Annotated in this window: 10 protein-coding genes; all 10 read left to right on the top strand. The window is 35.5% G+C overall.

Annotation, left to right across the window (positions count from 1 at the left end):
• Positions 1 to 47 precede the first annotated feature (47 nt).
• The 10 genes from C245_RS0110845 (at position 48) to C245_RS0110800 (ending at position 25147) form a co-directional block, all read left to right on the top strand.
• Complete coding sequence (locus C245_RS0110845; protein WP_017496623.1) at positions 48 to 8984, top strand: non-ribosomal peptide synthetase; 8937 nt, start codon at positions 48 to 50, stop codon at positions 8982 to 8984.
• A 27-nt stretch (positions 8985 to 9011) separates the two neighbouring features.
• Positions 9012 to 10640, top strand: coding sequence for an MBL fold metallo-hydrolase (locus C245_RS0110840; RefSeq protein ID WP_017496622.1), 1629 nt, complete (start codon positions 9012 to 9014; stop codon positions 10638 to 10640).
• Between the two features lie 91 nt (positions 10641 to 10731).
• Complete coding sequence (locus tag C245_RS0110835) at positions 10732 to 11448, top strand: thioesterase II family protein (protein ID WP_026110003.1); 717 nt, start codon at positions 10732 to 10734, stop codon at positions 11446 to 11448.
• A gap of 23 nt (positions 11449 to 11471) precedes the next feature.
• Positions 11472 to 11837, top strand: coding sequence for a hypothetical protein (locus C245_RS0110830; protein ID WP_017496620.1), 366 nt, complete (start codon positions 11472 to 11474; stop codon positions 11835 to 11837).
• Between the two features lie 181 nt (positions 11838 to 12018).
• Positions 12019 to 14505 carry an outer membrane beta-barrel family protein gene (locus tag C245_RS0110825; protein WP_081603532.1) on the top strand — a complete coding sequence of 829 codons (2487 nt, stop codon included), beginning with the start codon at positions 12019 to 12021 and terminating at the stop codon, positions 14503 to 14505.
• 145 nt (positions 14506 to 14650) lie between these two features.
• Complete coding sequence (locus tag C245_RS0110820) at positions 14651 to 16285, top strand: cyclic peptide export ABC transporter (RefSeq protein ID WP_017496618.1); 1635 nt, start codon at positions 14651 to 14653, stop codon at positions 16283 to 16285.
• Positions 16286 to 16802: 517 nt separating this feature from the next.
• Positions 16803 to 21233: a non-ribosomal peptide synthetase gene (locus tag C245_RS0110815; RefSeq protein ID WP_017496617.1), complete on the top strand. Its 4431-nt coding sequence runs from the start codon at positions 16803 to 16805 to the stop codon at positions 21231 to 21233.
• Positions 21234 to 21263: 30 nt separating this feature from the next.
• A complete protein-coding gene (locus C245_RS0110810; RefSeq protein ID WP_017496616.1) occupies positions 21264 to 21902 on the top strand; it encodes a 4'-phosphopantetheinyl transferase superfamily protein in 639 nt (212 codons plus the stop codon).
• Positions 21903 to 21926: 24 nt separating this feature from the next.
• Positions 21927 to 23864: an alpha/beta fold hydrolase gene (locus C245_RS0110805; protein ID WP_017496615.1), complete on the top strand. Its 1938-nt coding sequence runs from the start codon at positions 21927 to 21929 to the stop codon at positions 23862 to 23864.
• 314 nt (positions 23865 to 24178) lie between these two features.
• The gene (locus C245_RS0110800) at positions 24179 to 25147 is read left to right on the top strand and encodes a YheT family hydrolase (protein WP_017496614.1); all 969 of its coding nucleotides are present in this window, start codon (positions 24179 to 24181) and stop codon (positions 25145 to 25147) included.
• The last annotated feature ends 585 nt before the right edge of the window (positions 25148 to 25732 follow it).

The following is a 25732-nucleotide window of genomic DNA, read 5'->3' as shown; positions in this document are numbered from 1 at the left end:
TAACTAACATACACTATACCATTTAGTGTACACGAAAAAATATTATTATGGGTTACGATTTATTTACAAAGCTGAAAAAACTTAAAGTTACTGTCAAAGTAATAAACAATAATCTGGATGTTAAAGCTCCCAAAGGTGTTTTAAATGAAGAACTATTAAAGGAAATCAAATCAAAAAAGGAAGAATTAATTGATCTGGTGAATAAATATGCCAAAGATCAGGTTAATGAAAGCCATGCTATTCCCGTCGCACCAAAAAGCGAACATTACCCGTTATCTTCTTCCCAGCTTCGATTGTGGGTTTTAAGTCAGATTGATAAAGCAAACTTCTCTTATAATATTCCCGGAATTCAGGTTATCGATGAAGCATTGGATACTAATGCTTTTATGCTGGCCATTCGTGATTTGATTCATCGTCATGAAGTTTTAAGAACTGTTTTTAAAACCGTAGAAGAGGAAGAAGTAAGACAGTTTATTATAGCTCCGGAAGATTTTGAATTTCCTTTTCAGCAAATAGAAGTAAATGGTGATGAAGAAAAATTAAACGAAATCCTGACCGGTATAAGTAATACTGTTTTCGATCTTGAAAAAGGTCCTTTATTCAAGGGAGCTCTGGTAAAAGTTAACAATGACAGATTCGTTTTTGGGTATAATATGCATCATATTATCAGTGATGGCTGGTCTATTGGGATCATGATTAATGAATTGCTTAAAAACTACGATGCCAGACGAAAAGGAGAAACAGTACAGAGTCATCCTTTGCAGATACATTATAAAGATTATGCTGTATGGCAGCAAAAGCAATTAGCAGACGAAGTGTTCAATAAAGAGAGAAAGTATTGGCTGACTCATCTTGAAGGTGATTTACCGATACTATCGCATTTTGGAGATTTCCCCCGTCCGGCTATCATGAGTTACAATGGAAATGTAACAAGACAGGATATACCTGCTGCTTTGTATCAAAAGTTTAAATCCTTTTGCAGAGAAAATTCAGGTACTTTGTTTACAGGCTGTCTCAGTCTTATCAATGTACTATTGCACAAATACACCGAACAGGAAGATTTTATTGTTGGGAGTCCGGTTTCAGGCAGAACACATAAAGACATGGCCGACCAGATTGGATTTTATGTAAACACCCTGGCACTTCGAACACAATTCGGAACCACTAATTCTTTTGAAGAGGTTTTTCAGAAAAATAAAAAGGTAACCTTAAATGCAATTGAAAATCAGAATTACCCTTTTGATGAATTAGTGAATCACCTCAACCTAAAAAGAGACCTCAGTCGTAGTGCTTTATTTGATGTTATGATTGATATTCAGAACGAAAATCAGGGCAACGATCAAAAAGCAGGTACATCTTATAACGAATTATTAAACGGAGGGGTTAGTAAATATGATTTAACCTTTACGTTCATAGAAAAGTCTGATTCACTAACGGTTGAATTGGAATACAATACAGATATTTTTACCGAAGAAACAGCAGTCGGATTCTTAAAAGATTTAGAAAATATAGTAGAAGCAGTAGTTCAAAATCCGGTAGAGAAAATTGGCTCTCTTCCTTTGAATATAAATAGAAGAACAGCTCATTCTAAATTAGAATCCTCCGAAGAAATTGTGACAAACGAAGAGATAACCTATACGCTTCCGTCAACGCCGCTTGAAAAAGCATTGGCCGGGTTATGGGAGGAAGTTTTAGGAATTTCGCACATCAGTATGGAAGATAACTTTTTTGATTTGGGAGGGCATAGTTTAAAAGCTTCCAGGTTAATTAGTAAAATTCATAAAGAGTTTCGTGTAAAACTACAGCTAAAAGATTTGTTCATTCATACAAGTTTAGCTTCTCAATACGACTTAATAACCAAAGAACAAGAGGTTGATTATAGTGAAATTCCTGTATTGGAGAAACAAAATGGTTACCCGCTTTCAATAATGCAGCGTCGTTTGTGGATCCTGAGCCAGCATGAAGCAGCCAATATTGCCTACAATATGTCCGGGGCTTATGTATTTGAAGGCGAGCTGGATTTCGATGCGTTAGAGAATGCATTTGTACAGTTGATAGAACGTCATGAAATTTTAAGAACCAGCTTTAAAGAAAATGATCAAAAAGAAGTGTTACAGTACGTTACACCACCTGAAGACATTTTTTTTACAATAAAAAATACAGACCTGAGCCATACCAACGAAACAGTTCTCGAAAAACATTTGTTCGAAGATTTGTCTGCTCCTTTTGATTTGTCTTCAGGAACTTTGTTAAAAGCCAGTATCTACAAACAATCACAAAACCGTTGGGTATTTAGTACCGTAATTCATCATATTATTAGTGATGCCTGGTCTATAGAAATCATTGTAAAGGAGTTGTTGCAGCTCTACAACAGTCTGGTAACCGGAGTTCCGTCAGCATTAACTCAGCTGCCTATTCAGTACAAAGACTATTCGTCATGGCAGCTTACAGAGCTAAGCGGTTTCAGATTGGAGTTGCATAAAAATTATTGGCTGAATCAATTTAAAGGTGATTTGCCTACTTTAGATTTATCAGCAGGAAAGCAGCGTCCTCTTATAAAAACATACAATGGAGGGTTGTATACTAAGTTGATTCCCCGTTCTTTAAGTAACAAATTCGATGAGCTTCTTAAAACTCAGGAAACTACGTTGTTCATGGGATTACTTAGTGTAGTCAATGTATTGTTTTATCACTATACACAACAGGAAGACATTGTGATCGGAAGCCCTGTTGCAGGAAGAGACCACGCTGATTTAGAAAATCAGATTGGTTTTTATGTAAATACATTGGCACTTAGAACTCAATTTTCGAAAAGGGACAGTTTCAATACGATCTTGTCTCATGTGAAAAAAGTGGTTTTGGGAGCACATGAACATCAGTTATATCCCTTCGACGATCTAGTTTCTTCCTTGGATATTCCAAGAGATATGAGTCGTAATCCTTTGTTTGATGTACAGGTTATTGTTCAAAACCAACAAGTATCAAACTCCAAAGGAATGGAGAATTTATCGGTTAACGAATATCAGGGAAAATTACCGGATTCCAGTGTGTTTGATTTGGTTTTTAATTTTGCTGATTTTGAAAATGGCCTAGCGACCAGTATCATTTACAATAGTGATGTTTTCGACTCAGAAAGGATAGAACAATTTGGAAATCACCTCGAGCAGCTATTAACAGCTTTAGTACAAAATGTAGAACTGCCGGTACAGGAATTGAAATGGTTACTAAAAGAAGAAGAACAGTATTTACTTGATTTTAATTCAGAAACATTGGACTATGATACATCTAAGAACGTCTTAGATAGGATCAGAGAGCAGGTCGAAAAAAATCCGGAAGCCATAGCGGTATCTTTTGAAGGAAATCAATTGAGTTATTCCGAATTGGATAAACGTTCCAATCAACTGGCTCATTATTTATTGGAAGAGTATCAGATACAACCTAATGATTTTGTTGGAATGATGCTTGATCGTTCAGAATCGATCTTCATTGGTATTTTAGGAATATTAAAGACAGGAGCAGCTTATGTTCCTATAGATCCCGATTACCCGGTTTCCCGAAAAGAATATATCCTGAAAGATACCAACGTAAAGGCCCTGCTTACACAATCCGATTATATGTTTGATCTATCGTATTATGAGGGCGGAATATTCGCCATGGATGTACAGCTGGACAGTCTGGCAAATCCAACAACTGCTCCTGAAATACCAGTTTTACCGGATCATTTGGTTTATATCATTTATACTTCGGGATCTACAGGAAATCCAAAGGGAGTTATGGTAACCCATGGCAACCTCCAGCATTCTTTGGCACCACGAGGCAATACCTATTCGCCAATAAAATGCTTTTTGTTATTGTCTTCAGTTGCTTTTGACAGTTCAGTAGCAGGAATATTCAGTACATTAACTACAGGAGGAACATTGTGTATCACCAGCAGCTCAGACATTGCTAATGTTAATTTCATCGCAGCTCTTATTGTTTCTCAAAAAGTAAGTCATTTATTAACAGTGCCTTCGTACTATAAACTGCTTTTGAATGCCTTATCAGATAAAGAATCTTCTATTGAACAAGTTACGGTAGCCGGAGAAACTTGTCCGATAAGTTTAATCGAAGATCATTTTAAAAGCAAAATAGGCCAATCAGGCTGTGATTTGTTTAATGAGTATGGTCCAACAGAATGTTCGGTTTGGAGCAGCGTTCACCAATATGAAGAAGGAAAACCGGTGACAGCAACTATAGGGAAACCTATTGCCAACACCCGTATTTACATCTTAAACGAAAAAGAAGATTTAGTTCCGCTTGGTGTGATTGGTGAATTGCATATTGGAGGCAACGGCGTAACCAAAGGATATTTAAACAATCCCGATTTAACGGCCCAAAAGTTTGTAAAAGATCCTTTTAGTGAAGCAGGCTTAATGTATAAAACAGGTGATTTAGGGAGATGGAATTCAGATGGGGAAATCGAATTTTTAGGCAGAAAAGACAATCAGGTAAAAGTGAGAGGATATCGTATCGAACTGGGCGAAATACAATATGCTGTTGAACAGTACAGCCTTGTAGAAGCTGCGGTTGTTTTAGTGAAAGAAAATAAAACGGGTGATAACGAATTGTATGCTTATTTGTTAGAAAAGGAAGCCATAAATACTTCAGATTTAAAAAATCATTTAAAAGATTTGCTGCCTTCTTATGCCGTACCCGCTCACTTTATTACTCTGGATGCATTTCCGTTAACACCAAACGGAAAAATAGATACCAAGGCATTATTAGAAATTGGAGGCTCAGAAACAGGAAGAGGAGCAGAGTATGCAGCTCCGCAAACAGCAGAGGAAATAGCCTTAGTAAACATATGGGAAACCGTTCTGGACAAGAAAAAAATTGGTATAAACGATCGATTTTTTGATTTAGGAGGAGACTCTATTAAAGTGTTGAAAATTGTAAATGGTATTTATAACGAAATGCAGTTGGAAATTACGATTTCAGATATCTATACCAATGATTGTATCTCGCAATTATCAGATTTTATAAGCAACAACAGAGCGTCACTGGACGTTAAAAAAACAGCTGTTACAGGAAACGGGAATCAGGGATTACAAGCTATTGATTTCATAAAGAACAGCGTTTTAGCATCTTTAAATGGAAACGATGCTGATGCCGTTGAAGACGTTTACCCAATGAGCGACATTCAAAAAGGAATGATCTACGAGTCATTGAAATATGAAGGAGCAAGTATATATCACGATCAGATGATCAATCACCGCGAATTTAAAGATTTTGATGTTTCGGTTTTCAGAAAAGCCATGCAATTAATGACTGAAAAGCATGAAATTCTGAGAACAGGATTTAATTTACAGGATTACGATCAGGAAGTTCAAATCTTATACAAACAAGTTGAAATACCGGTTGTGTATGAAGATTTGTCTCAGTTGCAGTCTTTAAAAGAACAGGAAAATGTTATCGCAGCCTTTCTGCAGTCAGAATTGCTCCATCCGTTTGATGTGACTCAGGCACCATTATTTCGTATGGCTGCTTTCAATCTGGGCAATGATACAATTGTTTTTGTTTCGCAATGTCACCATGCCATTATAGACGGCTGGAGTGATTCATTATTACTTACGGAAATCAATAATGTATACCTTAAATTACTTGAAACTCCTTCGTTTAAACCTGCTAAATTACAATCGAGTCATAAGGATTATATGCTGCATCAGTTGCAGGACAAGCGAAAGGAAGAGACTGCAGCATTTTGGACTAATGAATTAAACGATTACAACAGACTGGATCTGTTTACTGAAAAAGAAGCAGACGATTTTAAATTGTTCAGCTTTGAGAAAAAGGATTTAGCAAAAATTGAGAGTCTGAAAAAGGCTTACGGTATCAGATTAAAAGAACTGGCTCTGAGTGCCTTTGTGTATACTTTAAAATTATACTCGTACAGCAATGACATTACAATTGGTCTGGTTGTAAATACAAGACCTGCCTTACCGGATGCTGATGAAATGTTAGGCTGTTTTCTAAATACAATACCTTTCAGACTTGAAGTGAATCGGGATTTAAGCGGTGAAGATTTACTGTTGTTAGTAAAGCAAAAACTGATCGAAATAAGTAATTTTTCGGATATGAGTTTGGCCAGTATCGCTTCTGTTACGAATGAGATTAAAGGATTAAACAATCCTTTCTTTGATATCATTTTCAATTATGTTGATTTTTATTCTTACGATGCATTAGAAGAACAATCTAAGGAAAAAGAAGCCTCATATCTCGAGAATCGGGAATTAACCTTAAACGGAAAAGGAGTTACCAATACGTATTTCGATTTTACCGTTAACAATACCGATAACGCGGCATTGTTTGACTTTGCACAAACGAGAGCGCTCGTTAACAAAATTGAATTGTCTGAAATAGAGTCCGTTTACAAAAAAGTTTTCAGATACATTGTTGAGCATCCGGAATCTTCATTAAAAGAACTGGATCATTTATCCGATGAGGAAAAGGAAATTTATGAGAATAAAAAGCAGCATGATTCTGTAACCGAAAACGAAGATCAGACCGTATTGGATTTATTTAAGAGACAGGTTCTTCTAAACCCTGACTATCCGGCGCTGCACCACAATGGTATAAATATCAGTTATGCCGAATTAGATCAGAAATCGAATCAGTTAGGAAACTATCTTAAAAAACAAGGTATAGGGAAGGAAGATTTTGTGGCAATACTACTGGATCGTTCTATAGAAATGCTCGTTTCAATTTTTGGAATTATAAAAGCTGGAGCAGCCTATGTTCCTTTAGACGAGGGGTATCCGCAGCAAAGAATTGATTTTATTCTAAAAGATACAGCCGCAAAAGCTATAATTTCTAAGCCGTCTCTTTTAGAAAATTTTTCAGTAGAATCCTTTCCAAAAACGATATTAATTGACACAAACTGGGATACCATCTCGCAGGAAAGTGTAGCAGAAACAGATCATAATCTTACTTCAAACGCTCTAATATACAGTATATACACCTCTGGAACAACCGGAAATCCAAAAGGAGTTTTTATTGAACATAAAGGAGTAGTAAATCTGGCAAACTCGTTAATAAAAAGATATAAAATACAGAGAGAAGAGAAAATTTTAGCCTTTTCTAATTATGTATTTGATGCTTCAGTAGAACAAATTTTTATTGCACTAAGCAGTGGAGCAACTTTAGTGTTATGTGATAAAGAAGATTTACTGGATAATGAAAAATTTGCGGACCTTTTGATGGAAAAAGAGATCACACATATAGATGTAACGCCAACCTACCTCGAAAATGTGATCCCAAATAAATACCATCTGAACAGAGTTGTGGTTGGAGGTGAAGAGTGCTCAATAAGTCTAGCCAGGAAATGGGCAGCTCACACTGACTTCTACAACTCTTATGGTCCTACCGAAACCACCGTATCTTCGACGATATATGCTTACGACAAAGAAAATGATAAAGATCTAAATCGCCTGCCAATCGGAAAACCAATTGATAATACGACTATTTATATTTTAGACAATGCTTTGCAAATTGCCAAAACCGGAGTCGTTGGTGAAATGTATATTGGAGGTATCGGAGTTTCCAGAGGATACATCAATCAGGAAGCCCTTACCAAAGAGCGTTTTGTGACCAATCCTTTTGGCAAAGAAGAAACTTTATATCGAACGGGCGATTTGTGCTGCAGGCTATCGGATGGGAACATTCAGTTTTTTGGCAGAGCCGATGATCAGGTAAAAATCAGAGGTTACAGAATTGAATTGGGTGAAATCGAAAATGCATTTCTTCAACAAAAAATAACAACTTCTGTTGCGGTACTGGCCAAAGCAAACAAGTTAGGAGAAAAAGAAATTGTAGCTTATCTGGTGCCTGATGAACATTATGATGTAAAAGATATCCGAACCAGGTTAAAAAGCATTTTACCTTATTTCATGATTCCTTCTTATTTTGTTCCGGTAGAAGAAATTCCATTCACAAAAAGTAGAAAAGTAGACCGAAATAAATTATTAGCCATAGAAATACATAAAACAGATAGTCACAGATCGCTTGTTCCGCCGGAAAATGAAACCGAAAATACGATCCTTCAAATATGGCAGGACATTCTGGAAAAAAGAGACATCAGTGTCATAGACAATTTTTTTGAAATTGGCGGATATAGTCTGAAGGCGATTAAGCTAAAGGCAATGCTAAGAAGAAAATTAGGCTTAGACATTTCGATAAAAGACCTTTATAATGCACCAACGATCAGAGAATTAGCTCAGGGTAAAAAAACATCCAATACTGCAGTGATCCATTTACATGCGGGAGACCCTCAAAATACAATTTACTTCATACCGCCAATTCTGGGTAATTCTATAATATATCATCCTTTGGCAAAAGTATTAGGGAATGAGTTTAATTCGATTGGTTTGCAGTACAAAGGATTAGAGCCTGAGGAAGAGCTTACTCAGTCTATTGAACAAATGGCCAGTTATTTCAGCGCAGAAATTAAAAAACGTCAGAGCAATCAGCCGTTTGTGGTTTTGGGATATTCAATGGGCGCTTCAATTGCCTTTGAAGTAGTCAAAGAACTGGAAAAACAATATGATGCCATTGAATTGGTTTTGGTGGACAGACCAACGTTTCTAAATGAAAGCAACGATACGGAGCATATTGACCAACAGGCCAATTGGCTGCTTGACGAATATCAGAAGGTGATTGATTTAAGCAAAGACCAAAAAACAAGTGTTTTGTCTTTTCTGAAAAACAATCTACAGCTGGACAATCAATATACACTTCAAGGTAAAATCTCCAGCACTATATATGTTCTTGAATCCGCTGAGAATGAACTAAAAAGTAATATGAAGGACTGGCAGGATTATACCAATGGAACGTTAGTGCACCATTATCTGCCAGGAACACACTGGGAGGCCTTCAATGGGAATAATTTTGACAAGTACGTTGAAATTTTTAAAAGTATCATTCAAAAAACAAGTATAGAAACCAACTAAAACTGTAAAACTAAATAATCAAACAGAATGGAAAACACAGAAAAGTATTATTTTAAACCAAATGTAATTATTGGACCATTAGTAGATAAATGGTATGCATGGACACACTTAATTTCTCCTGCCACAGCAGCAATGAACATTGTCGAAAGGCATTTAAAAATAATGAACTCCTATATTCAGGCTCCCGCAATTCATGAGGCTGCCGTAAAAAATCCTAAAATGTTAGGAGGACCTTTTATGGATTATGAAACCCGAAGAGTAGAGGAAGTCAAAGAACTAAAAGCTGAAATTCTTGAAAAGCAGGCAAACGCAATACAATTATCAGACGCTATAAAAGAATTGGATCAGTTGCTAAAAACCAAAGCAAAAGGAGCATCTTTAGAACCTTTGTACAAAGAAGTTCCGGAAATATTAAAAGGATATGTAGAATTGGTTTACGATTTAAACAACCATCCGTCGTATCGTTTCTTTGAGTCCTTATTGTATAACAGCCCTTTTTATTCCAAACATTCTCAATCTATTTCTTTATGGGAAACACTAAATGATGAGCGTCCATTTTGTTTGAGTACCCCACAATTAGAAGATCCTAAGGTATTACAGTTGGATATTCCGTTTGATCATAAAGGAATTGATACGTTAAGCAGAATGAAGAGAAATCCGGGATCTATTGAGGCCGTTGCCCAAGAATTGGGTGTTCGCGAAGATCAAATGGAACTGTTTAAAACTTTCTTCACCAAAAAAGAACATCCCGCTTATCAAAAATACACAGGAGACAAAGCCAGAATGCGCTATTTGGGGCATGCCTGTATTTTAATTGAAACCAAAGACGTGAGTATCCTTGTAGATCCTTTAATCAGTTATTACGGCTATGAATCTACAGTAGAACATTTTTCAGATATTGACCTGCCGGATGTTATTGATTATGTATTGATTACACACAATCATCAGGACCATATTGTGTTAGAAACTTTATTGCCGTTAAGACATAAAATCAAAAATCTAATAGTTCCCGTAACCACCAGTGGAGCACTTCAGGATCCAAGTATCAAATTAGCGTTTCAAAGTATCGGATTTAAAAATGTCATCGAAATTGATGAACTGGAAGAAATAAAATTTGAAAATTGTACCATTACCGGACTTCCGTTTACAGGAGAACACAGTGATCTTAATATCAGAGCAAAATCATGTTTCCATGTTGCGATCAATGAGCTAAGCTTCTTGTTTGTTGCCGATTCCAGAGTAATGGAACCTAGATTGTACGAACATATTCATAGAGTTAAAGGCGATGTAGATGTATTATTTTTAGGAATGGAATGTGCCGGAGCACCGTTAAGTTGGCTATACGGCTGTTTAATGACAGAGGCGATTAACAGAGAAGACGATCAGTCCAGACGACTGGCGGGCTGCGACAGCGAAAGAGGTTTGTCGTTAGTTGATATTTTTAATCCCAAAGAAGCCTATGTCTACGCAATGGGAATGGAGCCTTGGTTAGAATTCATCAGCAGTATCAAATACACAGAAGAATCTCTTGCTATTATTGAATCAAACCGATTGATAAACCACTGTGCAGATAAAGGAATCATCGCTGAAAGATTATTTGGAGAGAAAGAATTGTTATACGATTATGAATTAAAAAATGAATTAGTGACAAGTTAATTTCAAATTGAAGTATAACAGCATAACCCATGTGAGACCTTCTTTTGATTTTTTTAAAGAAGGCTCTCACTAACCAAATTAAAAAAAGCAGATGAATAAAAAGCAACTATTCTTATTACACTTCGCCGGTGGCAGTATATATTCCTTTGAGTTTCTGAGATCATTATGCACCGATTTTGAAATGATACCGCTGGAACTTCCCGGAAGAGGAAAAAGAATCAAAGAAAAACTATTGACTTCCTATCCGGACGCTATTAAGGACCTGTTCTCACAGATAACCGATAAGCTTAACGGGAGCCCGTTTATCGTTTACGGGCACAGTTTAGGTTCGTCTCTGGGTTTGGGAGTAACCGATTTATTAGAGAAAAACAACACTCCGCCCCAATGTCTGATCGTAAGCGGTAATGCCGGACCCGGAATTGCAACCGAAAACAACAGATCTGATCTGGAGCGTGACGATTTCATCAGCATGCTTACCGAATTGGGAGGGATACCGGATGAGTTATTAAAAAGTAAAGAACTGCTCGATTTTGTATTACCCATACTTAAGGCCGATTTTAAAATAGTTGAAGAAGATTTTTTCATTGAAAATACCATTGTAAAAGCTCCGATTGTGGCCATAATGGGGAATTCAGAGAAATATGTAGATCGGATAAACAATTGGAGAAAGCACACGTTTTCCGGTTTTAACTCCTATGTACTAAAAGGAAACCATTTTTTTATACTCGATCATGGTGATAAATTGAAAGAAATTTTTGATATTAGTTTTAAGGAATGTACAAGTCTTAATTATAATAATGTACAATAGCCTTGCTAAAAAACAAACCAATTATGAAAACAACCAAAACCCTTATGACCGCTGTTATGATACTATTAATTTCAATTGGCAGTATGGCACAAAACAAGAAAAAAGAACAGGCCGAAAATCAATTGACGATTACCGGAATTACCGGACAATCTATCAAAGAATCGGCTGATGTAAATAATGTTGGAAAGCTAATTGCAGCAATCAGCGATCAAATCGTAAAAGAAAAGCTGGCACCGGCTAATACAACCAGTTTATCTTATATGCTCAACAGTAAAGAGTTTATAATAAACGGAGAGAAGCAGAAGCCGGAAGTGCAATTGAGATATAAAAATAAATATATCGGAAACCATACGAAATGGAATATTTGTAAAAACTTCAAGACAAAATAAAATTTATCATGAGCTGAGTTTTCTTCTTTAGTATACATTCTGCTTTTACAATTCAGAGTGATTATCCTATTCTTGAAAAATTGCGATCCTTTAAATTTCTTAAATTTTATCAATTCAAAAGAGCTTGAGTTTACATATTGTATCCCTCACAGGCAATCTTATTAAATACATTAAAAAAATAATGAAGTATAATTATATGCATTTAAAATATATCGCTTTACTATGCATGTTTGTTTTTCTGGGTAATTCAGTATACGGACAAAGTTCAAAAGCAGCAGGTAACGAAATATACAAACAAGTGTCAGCAGCATCCATTTCAGGAACCATTATTGATGCTGAAAATAAAGAGCCTGTTATTTTTGCAACCATTCTTTTGTTGAACGAGGAGCAGGAAACATTAGTCAAAAGCGAATTGTCTGAAACCAAAGGAGAATTTAATTTTAAAAACCTGAAAAACGGAAACTATAAAATTAAAATTACCCATGACGACTATAAAACGTTTAGTACAGGAATTATAAGCATTAAAACAGACAATCAAAAAGAAGTACTGCCTATAGAATTGTTCAAAATCACAAAAAAGGAGAGCTTAAAAGAAGTCGTAATACTTAAAAAGAAAAAGTTTGTTGAGACTAAAATCGATCGTACCATTTTAAATGTTGACGCTTTAGAATCTAACTCAGGAATTACCGCTTTAGAATTGTTAAAGAAAGCTCCCGGAACCAGTATAAGCGATCAGGGAGTGGTAAGTCTGAATGGAAAAGCGAATGCGACCATTTTTATCGATGACCGTCCAACCTATCTGTCAGGCGCCCAACTTGAAAGTTATTTAAGCGGATTAGCTTCAGATAATATTGATAAAATTGAAATTATGACCAATCCGCCTGCGAAATATGAAGCAGCAGGAAATGGCGGAGTGATAAACATCAAACTAAAAAAGAGCAAAAAAGAAGGAGAAAACGGAAGTGTTATTTTGGGGCTAAGACAGCATAAATTTACAGAATACAATGCCACGTTTGCTTTGAACAAAAAAAAGGAGAATTACAACATCTTTCTGAATGGAAATGCGGGTTACAAAAAACGCTTTCAGGATCTTTATATCAGCAGAAACTATACCGATACAGGCAGTTACAGCAAACAGGAAAACAATAATGTAGGAGATGCTATAGCAACGAATCTAAGGTTTGGTGCAGACTATAATCTGTCAAAAAATACGGTGATCGGAGTCTCTGCAGATGCTTCAATCTGGAATGGAAATGATCTTGATAATAGTTTGAATTACCTTTATAACAGAAAACAAACTACAGATTCCATTGTAAAAACATTAGGCAGCTCAGATGCTAAATCTGTAAACAGCGGTATAAATCTGAACATTAATCACAAGCTTAACGAAAAAAGCGATGTGAGTGCCAATTTAGATTACTTACTATACGATTCTTTTCCCTATCAAGAATTTAAAAATTCGATTATTTTTTCGGATGCAAATAAAAATTATTCCGATATGCTGGTGGGAGGAGCAGCTTCTAAGGTTTATATTTATTCAGGAAAAGCAGATTACTCCAATCAGCTGACCAAAAAAACAAACCTGCAGACCGGATTCAAATACAGTAATATCAAGACCAACAATAAGAGTGAGTATTTCGATATCGTAAATGATATTTCGACGCCAAATTTAAATCAGAATAATAAATTTCTATACAACGAGAAAATAACAGCTTTATATGTGAGTTCCAACACAACTTTAGACAGACTTTCGGTACAGTTAGGACTCCGCTATGAAAGTGTAAAAATTGTCGGAGATCAGTTAGGAAACGAAATAAAACAGAGAACAAAAAATACAACCAAGTACGACAATTTATTCCCAACCTTATACCTGTCCTATAAGCTCGATTCTTTGGCTAATAACACAGTAGGAATCAATTACGGAAAAAGAATCGACAGACCATTTTATCAGGATCTTAACCCTATGGTTATTCAGGTTGATAAATTGACATTTTACAAAGGAAATCCCTATCTGCAACCTTCAATTACAAATTCCGTTGAAGCTTCTTACGCACACAAAAGCTTATTGAATTTTACTCTTGCCTACAGTAAAATTGACAATCAGATCATGGAAACTATAGAAATTATAAACAATGTCTATTACAGTATGCCCGGAAACATAGGAAATACACAGGTAACCAATCTTAGTCTTAGTTCTACATTTAATATCGCTCCATGGCTAACTTTTACCGGAAATGCACAAGTATCGTATACTGATACCAAAAGTGATTTCTTTGGAGGTAAACTCCATACGTACGGTTATAATTTTAGAATCGATCCCGTGTTGCAAGTAAAACTGAAAAAAGATTACAGCATCGAACTTTTTGGGCGCTATGTTGGGAAAGCTTATGTAGCTCAATTTGCGCTGGATCCTTACTGGTTTCTTGATGTGACAATCAGCAAAAAACTTTCAAACAGAAGTTCACTTAAAGTAATCGGGATGGATATTTTCAGAACCTATATCACCAAAGGACAAATTAATAATCTGGTCAATGCCAATGCTGACTTCAGGACATTATCGAATACAAGACAGGTCAGACTATCGTTTACCTATAATTTTGGAGATAAGATGACTACTCAGGAGAGAGAAAATAACAGTATCGATACCGAAAAGAACAGAATCAAGTAAATCATAATCGTCTGTTTTTTCTAGTTGTTGATGTTGACTTAGCATCTAAAAACAGAATTTAATTTTCAATTTAATTTCAGAATCCGAATTTAAAAAGGGATACAATCTCTTTAAGACTTTATCAACCACAACAAAAACTTTTAAGATGTTTAAAATATCACTAAAAAATTCAATTCTTCTGGCAGCCTATGCTTTGCCAAATACAATTCTTAGTTTCGGAATAGTGTACATTATAAACAATACTTTGTCAGGCAACAAGTCGTTTATGACGGATTATAGCGGAATGGTTTTTTTTGCAATTGTAGTATATACCTATCTGCTGAACATCATTTTTCAGAAAGGACTTAATGAGTTTTCCTTTAAAATGTTATACGACAACGAAAAAACAATATTCTCAAAAATACTTCAAACCTCACTGATAAAATTAGAGAACTTAGGTTCCCAGCGTTTTTTTACCGTTGTTGAAGATTTGAGGGTATTTGGGCTTTTACCTTATACCGTTACCCATACCGTAAATTCGGTTTTAATGTTAGTGCTTTGTTTGATCTATATGTTTACCATCTCAGTAAGTTCTGCTCTTATTGTGGTAGTATTAATTATTGCCGTTGCCGCTTCCTATTTTGTAGTAATCAACTCTATGTCTAAAAAAGTAACCAGTCTCAGAGAATACAATGACGATTATTACAAGTACGTGGACGATGTTATGAAAGGATTTAAAAAACTAAAACTGAGTTTTTTCAGAGCTGAAAATCTAATGAATAGATTTTTAATTCCGAATAGGGATCAGGCCGGTGAATTAGACTTTAAAATTAGTTATATCTTTTTGTCCATTAATCTGATTAGTCAATATGGTTTATATGCCATTATCGCAACTATTTTGTTTGTATTACCGTCATGGGGATTATTGAGTCAGTCTGATGTGATAGCATATGTAGTAATTGTTTTATTCATCTCAGGACCTATAAATAACCTGATCAATCTGCAGCAGACCTATACACGTTTTATCGTGGCTAATAAAAGAATCAAGGATTTCTTAAAAGACTTTGAAGTAGATGAAGATGTAAAAAAACAATTGCCAATAGACAACACTTCTTTTGAAAGTATCGAATTTAAAGACATACATTTTTCATACAATAGTGATTCCAACGACAGTGCTTTTGCATTAGGACCAATAAACTTAGAAGTTAAGGAAGGAGAGACCATCTTTATTGTTGGTGGAAACGGTTCCGGAAAAAGTACCTTCATCAATACCTTCACCGGATTATACACGCCTTCTAAAGGAGAGATTCTTTTAAATGGAAAAGAAACAGAGTCCGGTCAGGAAAATCAAAATTTAATTGCAGCCGTGTTCACAGACGATCATATATTTTCTCATAATTATGAAGAATATACCGTTGAAAACAATCCGGAATACAAACAATTATTAGAAATGATGAAACTGGACAAAGTCATCTTAGATGATAAAGAAAGTTCTGCCAGAAGAAAATTTTCTAAAGGACAAAGTAAAAGAATGTCCTTGATTTTTGCCCTAATGGAGAAAAAACCAATCCTTGTTTTAGACGAATGGGCCGCCGATCAGGATCCTTATTTCAGAAAATTTTTCTACGAAGAACTTATCCCAAAGTTAAAAGCAGAAGGCAAAACAATCATTGCTGTGACACATGATGACGCTTATTTCCATCTGGCAGACCGAATTATAAAATTTAATTACGGAAAAATTGATGCTGAGGTAAAAGTAGATAAATCAAAAGAATACAGTAAAGAGCTTTTCTGGGCATAATAAGGTGTGCAAAGATAGCGCACGGATTAAACAGATTCGCTAAAGCGAAAACGCGGATTGACTCGGATTTTTTATTTGTTTGATAATGTGTAACATGGTATAATACAGTGTAAAATAGAGCTCCGGAGGAGCAAGATTGGTATAGCTCCGCAGGAGCAAGATATATATAGCAAAATTATCCATTACCATAAACAAGCTCCGCAGGAGCGATATATCTATAGCATCCAGATGAGCAAGGCAGGTATAGCTCCGGAGGAGCGAAATATCTGTAGCTCCCAGAGGAGCGAAATATTTATAGCATTCGAAGGAGCGAAATATTTGTTGCGTTATATTTCATTCAGAAACATTGATTTATAAAATTCTGAATAAAAATGTACAATGTATTTCCTAACACCACCCCCCGTTAAATAATTCCTCTTTTTTTAAGTTCCAGATTGGAAAAATCAATTTGTTTAATTCCTAAAAATTAAACGAAACAAGATATCATTTAGTTCTAATTGCGTAAAAATATTTTAAAATGAAACTCACCCTTCCTCAGCAAGATGTTTATTTCGAGCAGTTATTATATCCCAATGAACCCATCTATAACATTGGGGCTAAGATTAAAATTAAAGGCCAAATAAACCATGATGCATTTCAAAAAGCATACATTGCCTTAATTGATCAGCATGATTCGTATAGAAGTATACTTACCAGCAAGCACGAAAATGTTCGGATTAAAATTGTAGAAGATCATAATTCAGCTCTGGGATTTGTTGATTTTTCTCCCTCTGCAGAACCTTTCGAGGCAGCAAATGTGTACATGCAGGAAGAGTTTGCAAAGCCGTTTGATTTATTTGGAGAGCATCTTTTGCATGTTTTTACCCTCGTTAAAGTTCAGGAAAATTTCCATTATTTATTTTCCGTTTACCATCATATTATAACTGATGGTTGGGGTACGTCGTTAATGTTCCAGAGATTGGTGCAAAATTACAATGAGATTCTCGAACATGGGAAAATTCAAACCGTATATCCGTTTAGCTACAAAGACTTTGCAGTTGATGATGCCGCTTATCAGCAATCAGAATCGTACCATCAGGACAAAATTTACTGGACCAAAAAGTTTGAATCCTTACCTCAGAATCTGTTTGATAAATTAGAAGATAACATTCAGATCAATGAAAGTGATCGCAAGAAGCTAATTATCAAAAGAGAGGTATACAATCAGTTAAATTCGTTAGCAGTACGTTATAAATGTTCGACTTTTAATGTCATTCTGGCTATCTTGTACGCCTATTTTGGCAGAAAACATCAGAACAATGATTTTGCCATCGGACTACCGGTTTTAAACAGAAGTAAAGCCAGTTACAAAAAAACAGTTGGTCTTTTTATGGGCGTTTCTCCTTTAAGAATTTCGATCGATTTTAACGCCACTTTCGAGAATTTAATTGCAGAAATAAAAACCACCCTAAGACATGATTATCGCCATCAGCGATTTCCGTTAGGAAAGTTAATTCAGGAACTTCAGGTTTTTAGTGAAAAAGAGAGACTGTTCAATATTACACTTTCTTATGAAAAACAAAATTATTCTAATGATTTTCTTCATACCCACACACAGGTAATTCCGCTCACACATAAATCCGAGCGGGTAGCTTTAGCCATTTACATCAGAGAATTTGATGAAGATGAGGATGTGAAAATTGACTTCGACTACAACTTAAACTATTTTACAGAAGCACAAATCACACAGGTCGTCCATCATTTCGAAAACTTAGTTCACGCCATTTTAGATACTCCTGATCAGGTTCTAAAAGAATTAAACTATCTGGGAGAAGATGAAAAACGTCACATTCTCGAAACATTCAATACCACAAAAGTTGACTATCAGAAAGAGAACACCATTTTGGATGTATTTCAGGATCAGGTGATAAAGTTTAGTACAAAAGAAGCCCTAAAAGACAATTACAAAAGTTATACCTATGCCGAACTGGATCAATTATCAGGTCAGATAGCCGAATACTTAATAATCAATTATGGACAAGAGGACAAATCACCAATAGCCGTTTTATTAGGACGTTCGGCAAATATTGTCATTGTATTACTGGGAATACTCAAAGCAGGCAGAGCTTATATTCCGTTAGATCCGTCGTTCCCCGGGGACCGATTGAATTACATTATAGAAAACAGCCAGATTAAACTGCTTATCAATGAAAAAGGCTATGTGTTGCATACAGACGATGAGGTACAGGTACTATCTTTAGAGACAATCTTAGAAAAGGCTGCGGGATTAGAAGGGAAACCATCCCTGACAGTTTCTCCTCATGACACCGCTTACATCCTTTACACGTCAGGCTCAACAGGCAATCCTAAAGGAGTTGAAATAGGGCATCAGTCCCTGTTGAATTTCCTCAGCAGTATGCAGCAGGAGCCGGGAGTGAAGCCGAGCGATGTGTTTTTTTCGGTTACAACTTACTCTTTTGATATTTCAATTTTAGAATTCTTTGTACCACTGTTGTCGGGAGCTGCTTTATATATTGCCAATCAGGAAATTTTAGGGGATCCGGTGGTTATTATCCAAAAAATAGAAGAAATCCAACCCACAATAATCCAGGCAACACCAAGTTTTTACCAAATGCTCTTCAATGCCGATTGGAACGGAGACAAACGCTTAAAAGTACTTTGTGGAGGTGATTTGTTAAGTGAAGCATTAGCCGAAAAGTTAATCAGTCATAGTTTAGAAGTCTGGAACATGTACGGTCCGACAGAAACCACTATTTGGTCGAGTTTAAAAAAACTGGAACATGCGAAAGAGGCATCAAATATTGGAAAACCAATACACAACACACAAATTTACATACTGGATTCATTCTTAAGTCCAAAACCAATCGGAACTCCCGGAGCTATTTATATTGCCGGTGATGGACTGGCAAAAGGATATTATAAAAATACCACACTGACTCAGGAAAAATTTATAAAAAATCCGTTTCAGGTGAATGGTTTATTATACGAAACCGGAGATGTGGGCCGATGGAATGATAAAGGAGAAATCGAATTTTTAGGACGAAACGATAATCAGGTTAAAATTAGAGGATATCGAATTGAACTGGGAGATATCGAATCGCATTTGAATCAGATTTCCGGAATAAAAGAATCGGTTGTAATTGCAAAAAAAGGGAATCAGCAGGAAGCTTTTTTAGTAGCTTATGTAGTAAAAATGGAAGAAATGACAGATACAGGAGAAATTGTAGCCACATTAAAAAGGAATCTTCCGTACTATATGATTCCAGGCACAATTGTTCTTCTAAAGGAGTTTCCGCTAACACCGAATCAAAAAATTGACCGTAAGAACTTAGCGCAAAGAGCCATCGAACATCATACAATAAACGATGATTTTAAAGCACCTGAATCTGATCTGGAAAAAAAGTTAGCCGGATACTGGAAAGAAATTTTAAACAGTAAAAAAGAAATCAGTACCAATGACAATTTCTTTGCTCTTGGCGGACATTCTCTAAACGCAGTTAAACTTGCGGGATCAATAGCAAAAAATCTTGGGTACGATGTTAACCTGAAAACGGTTTTCGATTATCCCACGATCAGATTAATGGCAGATTATTTAGTGACTTTAAAAACCAATGACAAACAGGGCATACCATTTACAACTTTAAAAACTGATTTTGCAATAACACCTTCACAGCAAGAATTATGGGTAGCTTGTCAGGATCGGCAAAAATCGATTGCTTATAACATGGTAGCCGTTTTTGAAATTAATGGGACCGTATTTCCGGATAAAATCAACAATGCAATGTCTCAGTTAATTTTTGAAAATGAAATTCTCCGCACCAATTTTGTGGAAAGCAAAGGAGCCGTTTTTCAAAAAATAGGGAAACAAGAGGATATCGATTTTAAGATCACGCAGCTGCAGATTGATAACGAACAAAAAGAGCAGACTATTCAGCGATACATAGAAACACCGTTTGATTTAGAACAGGATGTATTGGTGAGAATGCTGCTCGTACAAACGGGTGAGACAACATCATCATTGGTTTTTTGTACCCATCATATTATTATGGATGGAGTTTCATTAGAGTTTTTTACCAAAGAATTTATTCAAAAATACAAGCATCTTGATTCCGTAATTAAAAACTCAGGTATTCAGTTTAAAGACTATACGGCATGGTTAGCTTCTGAAAATGACGACAAAACCACTTTCGATTTTTGGCAAAAATATTTGGATGGGTACAGTATCAAAGAAACGATCAATAGAGATTTTAATCTAAACGGTCCATTGCAAAATGGAGCGTATTATGATGATGAGTTTACTATTGAGGACACTAAAGCGTTAAAAAAATTCGCTCAAGAACAAAAGAGTACACTTTTTAATACGATTATTTCGCTTTTAAATGTACTCATTCATAAAATTAACGACCACAAGGACATTGTAATTGGAACCGTTAATGCGGGAAGAAACAATGCTGATATCGCAACAATGATAGGAATGTTTGTAAAAACACTGCCGCTTCGTGTTCGGTTAAATGAAGATATAAGTTTTTTAGAGCTCTTAAAACAAGTTCAGGAAGACGTTCTCTTACTAAATACGCATCAGGATTTTCCATCACAGCTCAAAAAAGAAACGCTGTTTGATGTTTTAGTAAGCTATCAGAATCCCGATTTTTCTTTTCAGGAAACGATTAAAATGGATCATGCCGAATTAAAATACGTGATTTCCGATACCAACTACAGCAGATTTCCTTTATTGTTTAATTTTTTTGAAAGCGGCAATACTCTAAAAGTCAGCGTTTCATACGATAAGAATAAATATGAAGAAATCAGTATACAATTTCTTCTGTCCACTTTTAAAAATTTGTGGTCTCAGATAATAGAGAACCCTTCCATTAAAGTATCAGAAATTGAATACCCTTTAGTGAATACAGCGAAACTTCAGGAAACCGATTTTGACTTTAATTTTTAAGCGCTTTTAACGATTAAAAACCAAATACTTTTGATACATATTTATTACTCCTATCTGTCTGAAGAAAAACATCAGAGTTTGCTGCAGAATGATTTACCGAAATTTCCAGCCGATTATCAGGATAAAATTAAGCGTTATCGAAGATGGCAAGATGCACAATTATCGCTTTTAGGACGGATACTCTTGTTTAAAGGAATCGAGGAAACGTATAAGCAGAAGCCTGATGCGAAAGAGATCATGCAAACACTTTATAACAAGCCCTATTTTGAAGATAATCCAGTTCTTTTTAATATCTCACATTCAGGAGATATTGTAGTTTGCGCCTTAAGCGATCGGCATGAAGTTGGGATCGATGTGGAGATTATAACCGATATTGAAACAGCTGATTTTAAATCGCAAATGACAGAAATAGAATGGAATAAGATCGTCCTGTCTGACAATAAAAAAGAAGCTTTTTTTGAGTATTGGACACAGAAAGAAGCCGTTCTAAAAGCCCAGGGACATGGTTTGATCGTTCCGTTGAAATCATTTGAAGTTTTAGATAATACAACCGAAATCAACGGAGAAAAATATTATTTAAGCGAAGTAAAAATTGATAAAAACTACAAATGCCACATCTCTTTAAAAACAGATGGCACAAAAATTTACCTGAAAAGAATCATACTATAAACCTAACAATTTAATTCAACCAAAATGAAAAAAATAATAAGCCTGTTTTTATTACTATTGATTGTACCAAACTTTGCATTTGCTCAAACAAAAGCTTTTACGTTAGAGAAAGTAAAAACCTTTTTTCCCGAAGATCAAAATCTCTCCAAAGAAAATATAGAATGGGCATTTTTAACTGTTCCTGAAAACTGGGATAAACCAACAGGAAAAACGGTTAAAATTGCAGTGGCTGTTTTAAAAAGCATCTCAAAAAGTAAAGACTCAAACCCGGTAGTATACATCGATGGAGGACCAGGATCAGGTGGTATTGAAGGAATATGGGCTTGGTTAGACCATCCGTTAAGGAAAAACAGCGACATTGTCTTGTTTGATGTGAGAGGAACTGGACGCTCCCTGCCAAAATTCTGTCCGGACCTGGGGAAAAAATTCTTAGAAATATTAGCAAAAAATCAAAACAGTACACAGGACGAACAGCAAAAAACGATTGCATCATTAGAATGTAAACAAGATTTACTCAACAGAAATATCGATATAAGCGCTTATAACAGCAGCTCCATCGTAAAAGATTTAAATGCCTTAAAAAATGCTCTGAAATATGACAAATGGAATGTTTACGGGGTTTCGTACGGTACTTATACCGCACAGGTTTATGCAAATGATTTCCCTGATGACATTAAATCATTAACACTGGATTCTTCCATTTCAGATATTTCTCAATATTACAATCGCAATACAGAGAATTATATGAGCAGCCTTAAAAAGGTTTTTAGTGCCTGTGAGGAAGACCCAAATTGTAATCAACAATATCCTAATCTTCAAGCTGCTTACTATGAAACCATCGAAAAACTGGAAAAAAGACCTATCACCGTTAAGGTCGATCAAAGAATAATTTCGAGTGGGACGTTTACTTATAATGCAGAAGATTTTAAAATTGCAATTCAACAGTCACTTTATCAAAAAAGACTGATAGAAGTAATTCCATTATTAATTACCGAATTTAATAAAGGAAACAAAAGTACTTTAAGCTCATTAGTAGCAGCTTTTTCAGGAGCTTTAGGCTTAGATTATGGGCAATATTATTGTGTGAGCTGTAATGAAGCTGTGCCAAACAACTCGATTTCAGAATTTAATAAAAATGCACGTAATTATAAAGAACTAAAAGGAGGACTATCCTTTTACAAATCAGATTTCGTAGTTTGTGATAAATGGAATCTGGGAGTAAATAAACAGCCTGCCTTGGTTAATTTATCCAACCTGTCCAAATTAACCATCCCCGTATTAGTATTTGCAGGAGCATTTGATCCGATAACACCTGCCTTAAATGGTAAAATTACAGTTGACAGGTTTAAAAAAGCATTTTTGGTGAACGCCCCAATTTCTGGTCATACCCCGGGCTTTTCATTAGTGGGAGTTCAAATCGCCGAAGAATTTATAAAAAATCCGCTTCAAAGACCTAATACCAGAGAATTTGATACCGATAATAAAGTTCATTTTGTGACCAATATAAAAATCAGTGCAGGAATTTCGAATTTTGCCAATAGTCTAAACGAGTTTAATTTACTCTTTTTTGCGCCTTTTTTCACCGCTTTGATTATCGCCTTACTTTCCATTTTTATTTTTGCATATGTACTAATTAGAAAAAGAGAAGAGAAAACGGCCGATAAAATTTTAAAATCCCTAATTATAATTACCTCTTTATTAGGTTTGTTTACTCTTATTGGATTTGTTTTAGCGATAAACCACACAGCCGAAAATAATTTCTATATACTAGCGTTCGGAATACCAGATCAGTTTAATTACCTATTTATAATACAATGGATCTTTATAGTGTTTACCCTGATTTCGATACTTTATTTTATTCTTAAACTTAAGTTTATTTCGAATACGGGAGTTATGGCGACAATTTTGTTTTCGTTGCTGCTAGTAGGCATCTACTTCCAGTATTGGGGATTCCTGCTTTAATAAAAGAGCTTAAAGTTTCACGCAGATTGAGTAGAAAATAGAGTAGAAAAAATCTGCTCAATCCGCAAAATCTGCGTAAAAATAAACAGAAGAGGTTGTCAGATACAATTTGACAACCTCATTTTTTAATAATACAGTTAAAAAGATTTTTTATAATTTCGTTTGCTCGACAATTGTATTCTTGGAGTATAGATGCCGATCGAAGGCAGTGATACAATCAATTATTATTTTTAAGAACAAAATAAAAGAGAGAGGATTAAGTTTGATATAGATTGATTTCTTAGATTTGTATAGCACCATAAAACTATTTGATCATGCCATTAATTGAACAATCAGAATATAATCTGCCTTCTATTATGCATCGCAACAGGCATATTTCTACCATTTATGCTGCTTTGTTTAAAAAGTATGAAGTTCCCGAATATACAAGAGAAAAGCATGAATTAAGTGACGGAGATTTTATAAACATCGATTTCCTTATAAACGACCCTAAAAAAGCAGTCATTTTATGTCATGGTTTAGAAGGTGATTCGCGCAGAACCTATAATAATAGTTGTGCTGCTTATTTTCGAGAGAAAGGGTTTTCTGTTTTTGCATGGAACAATCGCACGTGCGGAGGCGAGATGAATCGTCTTCCACGACTTTATCATCATGGTGCCATAGATGATCTTGACGAAGTGGTTCGGTTTGTTTTTCAAAAAGAATTTGAAGACGTCTATTTGATCGGATATTCAATGGGAGGAGTGCAGCTTCTGAATTATTTAGGCTGGACTAAAATTGATAAACGCATAAAAGCAGCAGTTTCAATTTCGGTGCCTACACATATCGCGACAAGTGCGGCTGTACTCAAACAAGGTTTTAACAGAGTTTACTTAAAGAACTTTACCATTGATATCAAAAGAAAGCTGAAATACAAGGCAGCTCAGTTTCCTGATTTTATAAACCGCGATCAGATAGATAAAATTTCGTCGTTTGATGAAGTTGATCAGTACTTTACAGCACCGTTGCATGGTTTTGCAAGTCGTGATGATTATTATCAGCGTGTTTCTCCCGAATTCTCCCTTCAGAATATTACCACCCCCGTTTTAATTATTAATTCATTAGACGATCCTTTTCTGGGAGAAAGATGTTATCCCAGAGCCATAGCACAGGACAGCGCCTATGTGTATCTGGAAACACCAAGATATGGCGGGCATTGTGCTTTTCCATTACGTGACTCAGAGTATTCTTATGCAGAGAAAAGAGCTTACGAGTTTTTTGAGTCGTGCAGAGCGTTTACATAGTATTTTTATGAATCTTAATTGAGTTTCGATAATTCATTTAGTGTATCACTTAAGAAAGATTAAGTATATAGTAGTAGATTCGTTTACGATTCAGATAATATACAACCCGACAGGTTTTCAAAACCTGTCGGGTTTGTTTTTACGACCTATATATAAGGAGTGCTTCTGTCCAGCTGAGCGAAAATGCAAGAGAAGTAGTTTCTGTCCGGCTGAGCGAAGTCGAAGCTTGGTATTTGAGATTCTATACTATATATAAGAGTAGTTTTTTTGTCCAGCTGAGCGAAGTCGAAGCTTTATCCCGCTATCCGCTGCAATCTTTTGCTTTTTAAAGGAAAAATCAAAAGGATTTCCACTACTATCGGGGCTAGGGGATGGGTTTTCAAAAGAAATAAGACAAGAAAAACAAAAACTTCGCGCCTTTGCGTCTTTGCGAGATTAGTAAAAAACCAGTAAAAACGGGGCTTTGTATCTAATAGTTTCATTTGAACGAAGAAAAACCTTTCAAGCCTGAAAAAAGTTTAATTTGTAAAAGAGGTGTTATCAGAGTGTTAGGTAGAAGTTTCGAAAAAGATTAAAAATAAGTTT

Origin of the sequence: Flavobacterium sp. WG21 (assembly GCF_000335775.1) — a bacterium.
Classification (GTDB): Bacteria; Bacteroidota; Bacteroidia; order Flavobacteriales; family Flavobacteriaceae; genus Flavobacterium; species Flavobacterium tructae.
Note: the sequence above shows the minus strand (reverse complement) of the source record. Positions and strands in the feature narration are given on the sequence as shown.

Excerpts from the sequence above, each read along its gene's own strand:
- C245_RS0110845 (WP_017496623.1), top strand. The coding sequence starts at position 48 with ATGGGTTACGATTTATTTACAAAGCTGAAAAAACTTAAAGTTACTGTC.
- C245_RS0110840 (WP_017496622.1), top strand. The coding sequence starts at position 9,012 with ATGGAAAACACAGAAAAGTATTATTTTAAACCAAATGTAATTATTGGA.
- C245_RS0110835 (WP_026110003.1), top strand. The coding sequence starts at position 10,732 with ATGAATAAAAAGCAACTATTCTTATTACACTTCGCCGGTGGCAGTATA.
- C245_RS0110830 (WP_017496620.1), top strand. The coding sequence starts at position 11,472 with ATGAAAACAACCAAAACCCTTATGACCGCTGTTATGATACTATTAATT.
- C245_RS0110825 (WP_081603532.1), top strand. The coding sequence starts at position 12,019 with ATGAAGTATAATTATATGCATTTAAAATATATCGCTTTACTATGCATG.
- C245_RS0110820 (WP_017496618.1), top strand. The coding sequence starts at position 14,651 with ATGTTTAAAATATCACTAAAAAATTCAATTCTTCTGGCAGCCTATGCT.
- C245_RS0110815 (WP_017496617.1), top strand. The coding sequence starts at position 16,803 with ATGAAACTCACCCTTCCTCAGCAAGATGTTTATTTCGAGCAGTTATTA.
- C245_RS0110805 (WP_017496615.1), top strand. The coding sequence starts at position 21,927 with ATGAAAAAAATAATAAGCCTGTTTTTATTACTATTGATTGTACCAAAC.
- C245_RS0110800 (WP_017496614.1), top strand. The coding sequence starts at position 24,179 with ATGCCATTAATTGAACAATCAGAATATAATCTGCCTTCTATTATGCAT.